Source organism: Planktothrix pseudagardhii (assembly GCF_904830925.1).
Classification (GTDB): Bacteria; Cyanobacteriota; Cyanobacteriia; order Cyanobacteriales; family Microcoleaceae; genus Planktothrix; species Planktothrix tepida.
The window spans coordinates 6,069,578-6,084,096 of record NZ_LR882967.1; the positions used below are offsets into that span (position 1 = coordinate 6,069,578).

13 protein-coding genes are annotated in these 14,519 nt (G+C 38.2%); 6 read left to right on the top strand and 7 right to left on the bottom strand.

Features of this window, described 5'->3' with window-relative positions; genetic code table 11:
- Nucleotides 1-21 precede the first annotated feature (21 nt).
- The 5 genes from rph to thyX all read right to left on the bottom strand — a co-directional run bounded on the left by rph (nucleotide 22) and on the right by thyX (nucleotide 3,288).
- Nucleotides 22-768, bottom strand: a complete 747-nt coding sequence (gene rph, locus NMK36_RS26315) for a ribonuclease PH (protein WP_302184708.1) — start codon at nucleotides 766-768, stop codon at nucleotides 22-24.
- Nucleotides 769-816: 48 nt separating this feature from the next.
- Nucleotides 817-1,365 carry an adenylate kinase gene (locus NMK36_RS26320; protein WP_072718667.1) on the bottom strand — a complete coding sequence of 183 codons (549 nt, stop codon included), beginning with the start codon at nucleotides 1,363-1,365 and terminating at the stop codon, nucleotides 817-819.
- Nucleotides 1,366-1,457: 92 nt separating this feature from the next.
- On the bottom strand, nucleotides 1,458-2,024 hold the full coding sequence (locus NMK36_RS26325; RefSeq protein ID WP_072718666.1) for a deoxycytidylate deaminase: 567 nt from the start codon (nucleotides 2,022-2,024) through the stop codon (nucleotides 1,458-1,460).
- Between the two features lie 19 nt (nucleotides 2,025-2,043).
- The gene (dut, locus tag NMK36_RS26330) at nucleotides 2,044-2,490 is read right to left on the bottom strand and encodes a dUTP diphosphatase (protein ID WP_072718665.1); all 447 of its coding nucleotides are present in this window, start codon (nucleotides 2,488-2,490) and stop codon (nucleotides 2,044-2,046) included.
- Nucleotides 2,491-2,565: 75 nt separating this feature from the next.
- Nucleotides 2,566-3,288 carry an FAD-dependent thymidylate synthase gene (thyX, locus tag NMK36_RS26335; RefSeq protein WP_072717778.1) on the bottom strand — a complete coding sequence of 241 codons (723 nt, stop codon included), beginning with the start codon at nucleotides 3,286-3,288 and terminating at the stop codon, nucleotides 2,566-2,568.
- Between the two features lie 112 nt (nucleotides 3,289-3,400).
- Here thyX and NMK36_RS26340 point away from each other — a divergent pair, with 112 nt between their 5' ends.
- The 3 genes from NMK36_RS26340 (at nucleotide 3,401) to NMK36_RS26350 (ending at nucleotide 6,578) form a co-directional block, all read left to right on the top strand.
- Nucleotides 3,401-3,973 (top strand): HD domain-containing protein, encoded by a 573-nt coding sequence (locus tag NMK36_RS26340; protein WP_072718664.1) that lies wholly within the window; start codon nucleotides 3,401-3,403, stop codon nucleotides 3,971-3,973.
- 37 nt (nucleotides 3,974-4,010) lie between these two features.
- Nucleotides 4,011-5,150, top strand: coding sequence for an ABC transporter ATP-binding protein (locus NMK36_RS26345; RefSeq protein ID WP_072717777.1), 1,140 nt, complete (start codon nucleotides 4,011-4,013; stop codon nucleotides 5,148-5,150).
- Between the two features lie 393 nt (nucleotides 5,151-5,543).
- Nucleotides 5,544-6,578 (top strand): phosphotransferase, encoded by a 1,035-nt coding sequence (locus NMK36_RS26350; protein WP_072717776.1) that lies wholly within the window; start codon nucleotides 5,544-5,546, stop codon nucleotides 6,576-6,578.
- 13 nt (nucleotides 6,579-6,591) lie between these two features.
- Here NMK36_RS26350 and NMK36_RS26355 read toward each other — a convergent pair whose 3' ends face one another.
- Complete coding sequence (locus NMK36_RS26355; RefSeq protein ID WP_072717775.1) at nucleotides 6,592-7,095, bottom strand: hypothetical protein; 504 nt, start codon at nucleotides 7,093-7,095, stop codon at nucleotides 6,592-6,594.
- 551 nt (nucleotides 7,096-7,646) lie between these two features.
- Here NMK36_RS26355 and NMK36_RS26360 point away from each other — a divergent pair.
- From NMK36_RS26360 to NMK36_RS26370, 3 genes are all read left to right on the top strand, one after another.
- The gene (locus tag NMK36_RS26360; RefSeq protein ID WP_139294967.1) at nucleotides 7,647-7,880 is read left to right on the top strand and encodes a hypothetical protein; all 234 of its coding nucleotides are present in this window, start codon (nucleotides 7,647-7,649) and stop codon (nucleotides 7,878-7,880) included.
- Nucleotides 7,881-8,217: 337 nt separating this feature from the next.
- The gene (locus NMK36_RS26365; RefSeq protein WP_072717773.1) at nucleotides 8,218-13,353 is read left to right on the top strand and encodes an nSTAND1 domain-containing NTPase; all 5,136 of its coding nucleotides are present in this window, start codon (nucleotides 8,218-8,220) and stop codon (nucleotides 13,351-13,353) included.
- Between the two features lie 87 nt (nucleotides 13,354-13,440).
- A complete protein-coding gene (locus tag NMK36_RS26370) occupies nucleotides 13,441-14,043 on the top strand; it encodes a TetR/AcrR family transcriptional regulator (protein WP_072717772.1) in 603 nt (200 codons plus the stop codon).
- Between the two features lie 70 nt (nucleotides 14,044-14,113).
- On the opposite strand, the gene NMK36_RS26375 is transcribed toward NMK36_RS26370, so the two are convergent.
- Complete coding sequence (locus NMK36_RS26375) at nucleotides 14,114-14,488, bottom strand: hypothetical protein (RefSeq protein ID WP_072717771.1); 375 nt, start codon at nucleotides 14,486-14,488, stop codon at nucleotides 14,114-14,116.
- Nucleotides 14,489-14,519 lie beyond the last annotated feature (31 nt).

Here is a 14,519-nt window from a genome sequence, read left to right on the forward strand (position 1 = left end):
AAAAAATCTACTGTTTATTATTTATGATTCCCCACTTTTTAGGAGGATAAACTCTCCTAATATTTGACGTTGAGCTTTTAATAATTCTTGTATTCCTAATTCTGCAAAATTCAAAATTTTATCTAATTGTTCTCGACTAAAACTTCCTAATTCAGCCGTTCCTTGCAATTCAATAATTTCTAATTCTTCCGTCATCACTAAATTAAAATCGATGTCAGCAGCCACATCCTCAATATAATTCAAATCCAAATAAGGTTCCCCTTCCAATAACCCCACAGAAATCGCTGCAATTTGATGACAAATCGGTAATTGTTGAAGTTGCCCTTTTTGAATCAATGAATTTAAGGCATCTACTAACGCTACAAAACCCCCCGTAATAGCTGTAGTTCGGGTTCCAGCATCGGCTTGAATCACATCCGCATCAACGGTAATGGTATATTCCCCTAATGCTTTTAAATCGAGCGCGGCTCTTAAACTCCGTCCAATTAATCGTTGAATTTCTTGGGTTCGTCCTGATAATTTTAAAAATTCTCTCGGTTGACGTTGTGGAGTTGCTCCGGGTAACATTCGATATTCTGCTGTTAACCACCCTTGTCCTGTATTCTGTAAAAATTTAGGGACTCCCGGTTCAATACTAACACTACATAAAACTTTTGTATCTCCACTTTTCGCTAAAACAGAACCCGGGGAAAAGCGAGTAAAATTTCGTTCAAAACTCACAGGACGGAGTTGATTGGGTTCTCTATGATCAGGACGTTTCCACATAATTATTAACAGTAATTGTAGTAAGCTTTTCAGGGCTTTATCAATCTATTCTTACTTAAGACGTTGACAAATCTCTTGATAAATTTGTTCGGGAGGTTGCTCCCCATTCACATCTAAAAGATGACCTCTAGGTTCATAATATTCTAAAATCGGAATAGTCCGTTGATAAAATAATTCAATTCGGCGCTCAATAATTCCCAGTTGATCATCCGCACGCGATCGCTCTAAAGAACGGTTTTTTAACACTTTTTCTGGAACATTCAAATAAATGACCCAATTTAACCGTTGGTCTAAATCTTCTAATAAAAAATCTAATTCTTCTGCCTGAAATGCTGTGCGGGGATAACCATCTAAAAGCCAACCCTTTGCTACATCAGGATCTAACAATTGTTGACGGACAAATTGAATCATGATTTCGTCGGGAACTAATTCCCCTTGTTCAACAAAGGGTTTAGCTTGTCGGCCTAGTTCTGTCTGAGCCCTGATCTTTTGTCTCAAAATCTGACCGATATCTAAGCAAGGAATACCCAAATAGCTGCATAGCAGTTTGGCTTGAGTTCCCTTTCCGGCTCCCGGCCCCCCTAGAATTACCAGTCTCACAATATTTAGCTCCTCCGATGTTGAAATCTGACCCTTATTAAAATCACTGAATTTAATTCCTGAAATCCCAAAAATCAATCTAACTTTATGATCTATTGTCCCCCTTTAACCATTGTCGAAACTGAAGTCGGATTTAATAAAAATGAGGCTCCTTTTTGAGTAATTTCTTCAGAAAGATAAATCTGTTTTAATGTCACTAAGCCATCATTAATATATAAATCTCGTACCATTGCCTTTTCCCCGCTATTAAAAATAGTCTCATAAAAGATTTCTTTAATTCCTGTAGAAATAATTAATTTTAAACAGGAAATACAAGGTTCTAAGGTAACATAAATACTGGCTCCCCCACAAGAAATTCCATGTTTCGCGGCTTGAGCGATCGCATTGGCTTCAGCATGAACCGCACGAGAGGGTAAAACTGGACTGGCATCACAGGTACTTAACCCCGGATAGCAATAGCCCTGAGTCGTGCAGTGAATGGAACCGGAGGGCGAACCATTGTAACCCGTAGCAACGATTTGTCGATCTTTAACAATGACTGCACCCACCGGAAACACTAAACAGGTCGAGCGTGTGGCGACCAGTTTAGCCATCATCATAAAATACTCATCCCAAGTGGGTCGTAGGGGCGGTTGATAGGTTTCAGGTGAATTTTCCATACCCATAAAACAGTAAAAATTAGTTGAGTTTTGCGGATGTTAATCCCGTAGACCCAAATCCATTATCGCGTCTTGTGGTATCACTTAACTGTTGAACTTCTTCAATCTCAACCTGCAAAACAGGTGCAATTACCATTTGAGCGATTTTCATTCCTTTAGTAATATTAAAGGATGTTTTACCATGATTGATCAAAATCACTCCAATTTCTCCCCGATATCCCGCATCAATGGTTCCAGGGGTATTCAAAACGGTGATTTGATGTTTCAAAGCCAACCCACTTCTGGGCCGAATTTGGGCTTCTGTTCCTAGGGGTAATTCAATGGCAATTCCAGTCGGAATTAATTGACTTTCTCCAGGTTCAATTGTTGTATCAGCTAGGGAAAATAAATCTAATCCCGCATCCCCAATATGAGCATATTGAGGTAAAATTGCTTCTTCTTTCAGTTTCAAAATGTTTAATTTCATAAATAGGGAATAGGGAATAGGAAATAAGCTGACAACTGATAACTGATAACTGATAACTGATAACTGATAACTGAATTACGGTGCAAGTCGAGCTTTTCCAAGGCGAGTGTGTTCATACCATTTAGCAATATCAGGAACCCAGTCTTCCACATGAGGCCACATTAAATCACAGAGTTTTTGGATTTCTAACTGAGCATCTTTTTTAAACCGTAAATCCAGAAAATGTAATAACGCCCTTAAGGTAAAACTGACAACAAAATGTTGACGATAATCAAAGGGAACTTTTCCCCGTGCGTGTTCTTCGGACATTCCGTTTTCAATATCAATTTTATAGCGTTTTGCTGCTTCAAAACACCAGTTTAAATCCTGTTGGCGCTGTTCAGGAGAATAGTAATATTTTTTCCCTTGGCGATCGCTATAATAACCCACTGGACGTAAATAAAAAGCTTCTTCAATATCTACTTTTCCTTCAGCAACAGCTAATACTTTTCCAGAAGTATAGCGGTACGATTGACAATCAAAACTAATCCCTATCCTGTGAGTTCTCGCTTGCTGCATCACACTATGGGGAAAATAACCACAATTAAACACAATTTGACAGTGTTCTAACGGCCCATAATGTCCCCGTTCACCCGCTAATAAACGCTTAACAATGATTTCCCCAGCTTTGTCTTCAGACGGCCAAGATTCTCGTTCCTCAACAACAAACTGATCGCTATAATCTTGGTGCATTGCAGCGTAAATCACCTGCTGAGGAAAGGGAGTTTTAGCAATTACTTCTACACGAAATCGATCCATTTTTGATCACAACCAACCCAATTAAACACTTTACAATTTTAAGCCTTTAACATTAAAGCACCAAATGGATCAATTTAAGTTATTTTTAAGATTAACCACAGAATTCTTAATTATGCTTTCCGACAAATTTACCGAAGCCTTAGTTTATGCAGCGCAACTCCACGCCACCCAAATTCGTAAAGGTTCAGGAGTGCCTTATATTGCTCATCTGTTGGGAGTTGCCAGTATTGCTTTAGAATATGGGGCTAACGAATCAGAAGCGATGGCAGCCCTTTTACATGATGCAATTGAAGACCAAGGAGGTGCTAAAATTCGAGACGAAATTCAACACCGTTTTGGGGAAACCGTCGCCCAAATTGTTGAAGGATGTACCGATACTGATATTACCCCTAAACCTCCTTGGCGACAACGAAAAGAAGAGTATATTGCCCATATTCCCCACGCTTCTGCTTCGGTGCGGTTGGTTTCTGCGGCTGATAAACTCTATAATGCTCAATCGATTTTAAAAGATTATCGTCAAATCGGGGAGAATTTATGGCAAAGATTTACAGGCAAAAAAGAAGGAACTTTATGGTACTATCGATCCTTGGTAGATGCCTTTCGTCAAGTGGAATCAACACCTTTAGTTGAAGAATTAGATCGGGTTGTTTCTGAGCTTGAACAATTAGTTAAACTGGCTGATTAACGCTGAAAAAAAATTATTCTATTTTAATGGATTACTAATGGCAAATGTTCGTTTAGAAAATATTACCCGACGTTATCATACCACCCTTGCAATTGAAGAGATTAATTTTGAAGTTCCCGATGGAGAATTCTGGGTGTTAGTAGGGCCATCGGGTTGTGGAAAATCAACAATTTTAAGAACCATTGCTGGGTTAGAAACAGCTACTTCTGGCAATGTTTATATTGATAATACCTTAGTGAATGAGATTCCCGCGCGTAAACGAGATGTGGCAATGGTATTTCAAAATTATGCTCTTTATCCCCATCTCAGTGTTGCTGAAAATTTAGCGTTCGGCTTAAAAATGCGGGGAGTTGACCCAACAAAAACGCAAGAAATTATTCAAAAAGTAGCTCAATCTCTTTCCATTGAACATTTATTAAATCGCAAACCCAAACAACTTTCAGGAGGACAACAACAACGGGTAGCATTAGGACGAGCGATCGCCCGTGAACCGAAAGTTTTCCTATTAGATGAACCTTTATCAAATTTAGATGCTCAACTGCGAGATGATACCCGTGCCGAACTTAAACAACTGCATCAGCGTTTAGGAATTACAACCATTTATGTTACCCATGATCAAGTAGAGGCGATGACTTTAGCCGATAAACTGGTAATTCTCCATCAAGGAAAAATTCAACAAATCGGTGATCCACAAAGGGTTTATTCTCGACCTAAAAATCGGATGGTTGCCACTTTTTTAGGCAATCCTCCAATGAATATTTTACCCATTACCTATGGAAATAGTTTATTTTGGATTGCCAATCAATCCTTAACTTGTCCAAGCGCAATTCGAGAAAAATTACAACCCCAGGAGGGTCAAAAATTTGATTTAGGTATTCGTCCTGAACATATTCAATTTATCACTTCCGAGAATGTTATTGATGATTTACAACAAGATGTTTGGGCTTTTGAAAAAGTCCCCCTGGATGTGGAAGTTAGTGTTGTCGAACCCTTGGGTCGAGAAATATTAGTTCGCGCTTATATTCCTAATTCTTCGCAACCCCATGAACAATATTCTATTCAATTTCAAGTCCCTATTCACCATCACCTTCATCCCGGCGATCGCTTAACCATCAAACTAGATTTGAATCAGATTTTAATCTTTAATTCCACAACAGGCGATACTCTCTATCCTTAAAATCTTCATCGGGTGCGTCAGGTCAAGTTCCACGCACCACCCAACTCATTAATTTTGTATCTAAAGTAACTGAAATTCTTGACAAACTATGATTTTTAGATTATCTTAGAAACATCCTCTTCAAAGTCAAAAAGAGAGGCAATTAAAGTCCAGAAATTAGTAAAGAAAGTTGAACTAATATGGATTTTTATTAAATCCGTAAAAAAAATTAAACTCTACATAAAAAATATTCTATTTTCCTAATTTTGAATCATACTTAAAAATAAATCCTGAGTCGATGAGGATAGTACGCTGTCCGGTGGGAAGAGTGAAATCGTCAACTATTGGGGTTGTTTCACCCAAATCCTCATCTATCCTCCATTCAGGACTATTCCCTACCCCCCTAAAACCAATATGATGCTTTTAAATCAACCTAATTTGAAACAGGATGAATCTGAAATTAGGGAACATAATGATATTTTTCCGATTAGTTACTCTACCCTGGATGTTAGAGCATTAATCAGTGAAATTTTAAGTTGTTATCCTATTGATACCGTTGAAAAATGTAAATTTTGGCATCGAGGGTTAAGTGATGTTTATTTCATAAAAACTCAAACTTCTCGTTATTTTTTAAGAATATCCCATCAACATTGGCGATGTCGAGCAGAAATTGAATTTGAGCTTGAATTGCTAGATTTTTTGCATGATCATCAAATCCCAGTTGCTTATCCCTTAAGAACAACAGAGGGAGAATTATTCATTGAAATTAATGCACCTGAAGGCAAACGATATGCAGTATTATTAGTTAATGCGCCCGGTCAAATTGCCATTGGAGATTTGAATATCAGCCAAAGTTTAAAATTAGGCGCGACCGTTGGTAAAATTCATCAAGTGGCTTTAAATTTTCAACCTTCGGTTCAACGCCAACCTTTAAATTCTGATTATTTATTAGAGAGTTCCTTCCTAACCATTGCTCCCCATTTAAAAAAAAGACCAACAGATCTAAACTGTTTAGCAGACATTGTATTTCAACTCAAAGCTCAATTGCAAAATTTACCTCAAAACCCTCCTTTTTGGGGAATTTGTTGGGGTGATCCCCATAGTGGGAATGCTCATTTTACTTCCGATGATCAAATTACCCTATTTGACTTTGATCAATGTGGATATGGGTGGCGAGCATTTGATATTGCTAAGTTTTTACAAGTCTCCTTACAGTCGGGACTGAGTAAAAAAGTTCGAGAAGCTTTTTTAGTCGGGTATGAAGGCATTAACCCATTAACTGAACTGGAAAAAAGCAATATTCAAGCCTTAACTCAAACGGCTCATATTTGGGCTTGGGCAATTAGTATTATTAACGCAGAACAGTTTAACTATAGCCGTTTAGATCCGAGTTATTTTACTCGATATTTACAACAATTAAAACGCTTACATTCCCCAGACTGGCAATAAAATCAATTCAAAATTAGTCCGGGAGAAATCCACAACTAATTTCAATAATGCGATTGCTCTCTAATTTAAAATAGAGATACGATCCCCCTGAAAAGGAATAGCTGACAACTTGATTTTCCCCCTGACTGTGAAGTTCTTGTTGACCATAAACCTCGAATACACGATTTAAAGAATCTCCCACCCGCACCCCGTCCGGTGTGGCTAAACTCGAATCAGTGGTCGTTAAAACCACAATTTTTTCGTCCCCGATATCAACTATTAAATTAGGATAAACCAGTCGAGCATAGGTATTATAGTTCCCCGGAGGATGTTTTAAAATTTGAAGTGGTGTTCCTAAAACGTCTAATTTTGAGGGTAAATCTCCTAAGCGAAATTCTCCTAAACCCAATTCTTTTTCTGGGGAAGGATCAGCCACGCTTGCAGAAATTCCCAATGGAATGGGAAGAGTATTAAAAGCTATAACTCCACTTCCCAGAAGGAGAAGCGTAAGCAAAATATTGAAAGGATTTTTCATCATATTAATTTTTCCGCATCTAACGCTCTAACTTTTAAATTGGATAAATTTCCAACGTTCTCAGCTTTTTCTGTAACGGGAATTTGTCAAATATCCCCCAAGGAATGGGCGGGATCTGTCGAAAGGAGTAAGATTTGTTCATCAGGAAATTCTTTGGCCTATTGTAGGGAAAAACCACCCTTTCCTGTGGGTTTGCCCACACCCCCTTTTCCACTGAATAATACTAGACTAAGGGTATTGAAATTAAACATTTTAATCAACGTTTGCTATATTTCTACTTGAACGGTTTGTGGCGGCTTAAGAGATAAAACCCTAGGAATGTGCTCGATGTAGCCTTAGCCTCTTGTGTCAGTTGTTCAAGTGTTTATAACCCTGGCAAAAATTTTAGCGACTGATCTCCCATCGAAAGCGGTAGAACCGTTGATCAGCCAGACTAGAATACAGAGGGAGCAGTAAAATCCGCCCCAACTTAGAATTGAACTGTCACAGGATAGAGAATAAAGGCGTTGTTAATTACAGATAATAGAAACTAACAGAATTAGGACGTGAATATTATGTTGAACAACCTGAGAAAAAAATACAGTGGGATTATGGCATTATCATTAGTTGGAGTGATGAATGCTACTCCTAGTTTAGCTTATCCGCCGGGGGCAACTTCTACCCCTTCAACGATTATACCCTCAACCTCTGAGTCCATACAGCCCCAGACTTCAACATTAGAATCCCTGTTAAAGGGGCCCCAAGTCAGCAGACGGATTTCTGAATGCTACGATAATGGGTTATGTTAGATATTAACCCTTGGTGAAAGTCGATGGTACTGATCAACCCTCGATTCACTAAGTTTCAACAGACGCGCCGTATCCTGTTAGAGTTCCTTTGCTGGAATCTATCCGCCATTCTTTGGCTAAAGAGGTAGCAGGGGCGGAATGTGCCTAAATTTTTATTCAAAATCCCATATTGATTCTTTTAATTATTTCTAATTGTTAAAACTTAATCAAGTTTTATCGGCTAACAAGAACTATGGGGTTTTTGTTAACTGCTTGGAGTGGTAATTAGAAATTTAAACTTAACTATCCCTTGCTAAAGTAACCGTTTAATGACAATCCCTCAAGGAGATTTTTAACGATGGCACTTTATCCCGTAAACGATATTATTAGCCATAATCATCAGCAAATTCATACCTTGGGTCGAGCATTGGCGAAAATGCAAGGGAGTTTTTCTTTATTGCTGGTACGGTGTAATTATGAAAGTTTACGGAAACAAATTGTTACTCAACTTAAACAAGAATCTTCCCTTCTCATCGATGAATTCCAACTTTCTCCAACAAGTCAAACCTTATATGGTTCGATTAAAACTGAAGTAGAATCGAATTATCCTTCCGTATTAATGGTTTATGGATTAGAATCGGTTGTTGCAATAGATTTAGTTTTACATTCGGCGAATTTAGGAAGAGAAGCTTTTCGTAATTTCCCTTTTCCAATCGTGTTATGGATTAATGATAAATTATGGAAAAAACTGAATCGCAATGCACCGGATTTTACCAGTTGGGCAACAACCTATGAATTTTTGCTAAGTTCCGATGAATTAATTCGGTTTTTAGAGGAAAGATCATCCTTAGTCTTTGCCAAAGTTCTCGCCGCAGGTGCAGAAGGATTTTTACCTACTGCTGCTATTTTAGGCTCAGAATCAGGAACAGAACTTCAGGCGGCTTATCAAGATTTAAAAAAGCGAGAAATTACGATTGATCAATCATTAGAAGCGAAGTTAAAATGGATTTATGGTCGCTATTTTTATTCCCAACAACACATTCCTCTGGCTCTGCAACAGTATCAACAAGCCTTAAGATTTTGGCAACAATATCCTCAGCAGTTAGCCCTAGAAACGCAGCATGGCAAGTCTTTACAGGAGTTAATTAATTCTTCTGATACTGCTGATAATTTCCTTCTCTGGCAAGGATTAATCTGGTTTGAGATAGGCTTATGTTGGTGTTATTTAGCAGAACAACATCGTCATCGCAATGGGGAACGAGAATGGAAGCAAGCAAGGGATTGTTTTCAACAGTGTGTTAAACGATTTGAAGATGCTCAAAAACCTGATTTAGTCGCTATATTTTTAAATAAGATTGGAGAAACCTTAATCCATTTGCAGGATTGGAAAAGTCTGCGTAATTTAGCTTTAAAAGGACGAAAATTACATCAAAAATTAGGAGATCGTTTCCTCATTCAACTCGCCCAGGATTATGGATTTCTCGCTTTTGTTGCCCTGGCGGATCAGGATTGGAATAATACTCAAGAATTAGCGTCTGTTTCCTTAGAAATTTTGGTTCTAGAGTCTCGAAAAAATCCCGATAATCCTTGCATTCCAGTTATCAAAAGTTTTTGTTTATTTGTATTGGCAAGAGCTTTTGAACAGCAAGGATTAAAATTAGAAGCGATTGAAACCTTAAAAACATCGGCTCAAACCATTAAAACGACTTTGTTAACGGTGAGTTTGATCCGATTGTATTTGTATATTTTACAAACCTTAAGTCACCTTTATTTTGAAAGGGGAGATTATCAAGAAGCATTTCAAATTAAAGAGGAATATCGCAATCAATCCAGTGCTTATGGTTATACCGCCTTTGTCGGAGCCGGACGATTACAACCTCGGAAACAAGCGGTTACTTCAACGTTAGATCCCAGCCAATTTACCGACAATTTTACCGATGAAATCACCGCTTCAGGACGGGAAGAAGCAATTAACTATCTGTTAAAACGCATGGCGAGTAACTATCATAAATTAACCGTTATTTATGGTCAATCAGGAGTGGGAAAAAGTTCGATTTTGAGAGCCGGATTAGTTCCCGCCGTACTCCGAAAAATTATTGATGCTCGCATTAGTATCCCAATTATTATTAAAACCTATAATTCTTTTATTATTGAGTTAGAGGAGAAAATCATGAAGCAGGACTTAGAGGATTTAAATCCTGCTGTTCCTTTAATTTTAGATACTGATTTCAATGACGCAGAGACACAACTAGAACCTCAAAATTATACCATTATTTTAACAAAAGTTATTGAAAAACTCCAAGAAAATGGCAGACAAAATTTATTGACTGTTTTGATTTTTGATCAATTTGAAGAATTGTTTTTTGTCCAGTCTCCCAATAATCAAAAGCTATTTTTTGAATTTTTAAAAGATGCTTTAAATCTCCCCTTTGTAAAAGTCATTATTTCCTTGAGGGAAGATTATTTACATTATTTACTAGAAGGAAGCCGTCAAGTTAATTTAGAAGCCATTAATAATGATATTTTAAGTAAAGACATTTTGTTTTATTTAGGAAATTTTAGCGAGACAGAAGCTTATAACGTGATCAAAAGTTTAACGGATCGCGCCCATTTTTATTTAGAAGATGCCTTAATTCAAGCCTTAGTTCAAGATTTAGCAGGAGATAGGGGAGAAATCCGTCCGATAGAATTGCAAGTTGTTGGGACTCAACTCCAAGCTGAAAATATTACCACCTTAGAAGCTTATCAACAACAAGGCCCCAAACAAAAATTAGTCGAACGATTTTTAGAAGAAGTCATTCAAGATTGTGGCCCGGAAAATGAAGCAATGGCGCGTTTCGTTTTATATGCCTTAACGGATGAAAATGATACTCGTCCCTTGAAAACCAGAACAGAATTAATTGAAGAGTTAAAACAAAAATTAAATCCAGAGCAGGTCTTAAACTGCTTAGATATCATTCTTTATATTTTAGAAAAATCTGGCTTAGTTTATCGAGATGTTAGCCCAACAGGGGAATTTTATCAACTGGTGCATGATTATTTAGCCGGATTTATTCGACGACAAAACAGAAATGAACAAGAAGAAGAAATTGCTAAATTGCAACAAGAAAAAGCCCAACTAATTCGGGAAAAAGAAATGAGTAAAAAACTCGCTGAAGAACAGGAAAAACTAGCAAAAGAGAGGGAAAAAGTGGTAGAAGAACAAGAAAAACGTCACAAAGCTGAAGAAAAAAATCGTCGTTTAGAACGATTTCTAGGATTAATTATTGGAACAGTGGTTATTGGTGTTGCTGGGATGTTTTATTTCAATGCCCAAAATCAAGTGAAAGCTCGAATTCAAGCCTTGACATCCGCCAAAGATGCCCTATTATTAGCAGATCAACAAGATCAATTAGGGGTATTAACAACCACCGTACAAATTGGTCAAAATACCTTAGAAACAAAAGCATCAGAAGCAACAAAAACCGAAATTGCCCAAGGGTTAATGCAAATGATTTCGAGAATTCAAGAACGAAATCGTTTAGAGGGACATCAAGGAACAATTCTAGGCGTTAATTTTAGTCCCGATGGTAAACGAATTGCCACAGCCAGCAGTGATCGGACGCTGAAAATTTGGAGCCTTGATGGTAAATTATTAACTAAACCTGGGCAATTTCCGCATACAAGTCCGATTAAAAGTGTTCGCTATAGTCCCGATGGCAAAATCATCGCTACCACCACAGCTAGTGTTGATGACCCCAATCAAAATCAAGTTTTATTATGGACAGAAAACGGAACGCCTATTCCCCACCGTCTGATGAAACATCAAGAAGTGATTAATAGTATTAGTTTTAGTTACGATGGCAAAAAATTAGTCACCTCTAGTAATGATAAAACCGTTAAAGTATGGGCCTTAGATGGAACGTTACTTCGAGAATTTAAAGGTCATAAGGATCGAGTTTTTGACGCTGAGTTTAGTCCTGACGGTCAAAAGATTGCCAGTTGTAGTAAAGATGGAGAATTGAAAATTTGGTCAATAGATGGAACCTTAATTCACAGTATTAAAGCCCATAATCAACCCGTTTATGATTTAGATTTTAGTCCCGATGGCAAACTAATTGTTTCTGCTAGTGGCGATCGCACCCTAAAACTTTGGAACGCAGAAACCGGAGTAGAAATTAAAGTTCCCTTAAAAGGTCATAATGATGATGTTTTAAGTGTCAATTTTAGTCCCGATGGTCAATTTTTAGTCAGTGGTAGCCGCGATCGCACCGTTAAACTTTGGAACCTAAAAGGCATCTTACTCAAAACTTTTACTGGTCATCGAGATGATGTTTGGGGTGTAGAATTTAGTCCCGATGGCCAAACCTTGGTATCTGTCAGTGCCGATACCACCGCCCGACTTTGGGATCGAAGTCGAGATCCCTTGAATACAACCTTACAAGGTCATACTGGACGGGTATGGAGTGTGAGTTTCAGTCCCGATAATCAAATTTTAGCCACTGGAAGTGAAGATAAAACCGTAAAATTATGGGGATATCAAAAACCTCTGCAATATAGTTCAAAGCCTTTTTTGACCTTACAGCATCCTAGTAAAGTGAACTGGGTGAGTTTCAGTCCCAATAGTCAAGAAATTGCCACAGCCAGCGAAGATAAAATTCTGCGAGTTTGGAGAAAAGACGGTCAGTTGTTACAAACCTTGAGCGGTCATACCCAAGCGGTTAAAGCCGTAACCTTTAGTCCTGACGGTCAAACCTTAGCCAGCGCCAGTGAAGACAAAACCGTAAAATTATGGGACAAACAAGGAAAATTGATCACCACCTTACCCCATCAAGATGCCGTTTGGGATGTCCGCTTTAGTCCCGATGGCAAGACCCTAGCCACATCGGCGAGTACGCTCAAACCCACAAACCAACCGCCAGCTAACGGCGTTACCCTCTGGACAAAACAAGGGAAACAATGGCAACCCACCTCAAAATTACCTGCGGAAAATCCCGTAACAACGTTAAGTTTTTTAGGGAATTCTCAACAACTAGCTGTTGCTGTTAATGATCAGGTTACACTTTGGGAATTGAACGATAAAAAATCCCATTCTTCCTGTCCATTAGGACATCATGCAACGGTACAAAGTTTAAGTTATTATTTCCAAGGGCAGATTTTAGCAACGGCTAGTGATGATAAAAAAGTTAGATTGTGGCAGATTAATGATCGTCTTTGGGATTTATCAAACTGCAATGGTATTGAACCTTTAATGGTGTTAGAACAAAATGATTTTGTCAATAATATTAGTTTTAGTTCTGGGGATGCCCCTCTTCTGGCTATTGCCAAGGATAATGGAACAGTGATTCTGTGGAGTTTAGCGAATTTAGACTTACATCATCAGATGGAACAAAGTTGTACCTGGTTACACGATTATCTCACCACTAACTCAACCCAATTGCAGGAACAAAACCGCAATTTATGTAATTATCCTGTAAATACGGATTCTTCAAGGGCGAATGGGATAAACAAATAAATATTGCTTTAGTGTCTGCTTATTCCCTTATTCAGGAAGACAGTGTATGATTTTGGCAAACCCGATTACCCTCAATCCTAATCTTCAATGGTGACAGAAAAAGCCGAACAAATCCTCAATGGTGCCATGCCGGAGTTTTTGCAAAATGGCTATGCTTGTACAAGTATGGACAAGGTAGCAAAATCGGCTGGTGTGTCTAAACAAACCCTCTATAGCCATTTTTCCGATAAAGATGGATTATTTACGGCATTAGTTGAACGCATTGCTACTGAGAAATTTAATTTAGTTTGGTCACACCCTTTAGAAGGTCAACCTGAAGAAGTCTTGCGGGATTTAGCGAAACGCCTGGTTAAGGAAAATATTAATGATAATGAATATTTGTGTTTTGTTCGTTTAATTGTCGCTGAATCAGGAAAACGTCCAGATTTAGCGCAATTATTTTTAAAGAAACTTTGTCAACCTGCGGTGATTATTCTGACCCAATATCTTCAAGAACATCCCGAATTAAATATTATTGATTGTGAAGCTACAGCCCGTATTTTCGTTGGTTCATTAATCCATTTTATGTTGGTTCAAGAAGTTCTATCCGGCAAAGAAATTATGCCCATCGAAGAAGATCGGATGATTAATAGTTTAATCCGTTTAATTATTAATCAAAAAGAGTTGTTGACAGTAATCAGTAATTCGTAGTAGAGACGCGCCTTTGCCCAGCCATGCCGCACTTGCTTTTGGCGCGTCTCTACGGGGTTCCAAAACCCGACTACGGTTGAACGTTTACAGGGTTAGCTGAGGGTTCGGTAGGAGTGGAAGGTTGGGGGTTTTCCAGAAGTTGGCGTTGTTTTTGCCGAAATTGAGTCGCTGCGTCCTGAATATTTTGACGTTGTTGATTACCGACGGCTTCATAATCAACATTAAATCGTCCTAATCGAGAATTATGAATAATATCTAACATGGTCTTCTGACTATTGGAACCACTCAGAGGGTCAGGATTATCAGACCGTTGAAATTCTTGTAAAGGAGTAACTGAAGTAGACTGAGCAAAACTAACTGAAGTGAATCCCAAAATCCCAATTCCAGCAGCCACAACTGTAGAAGAGAAAAGTCTTAGACCCAATTTCAATCCATTAAAGTGCATGATTACAACCTCACTACCTGAAAAAATAACT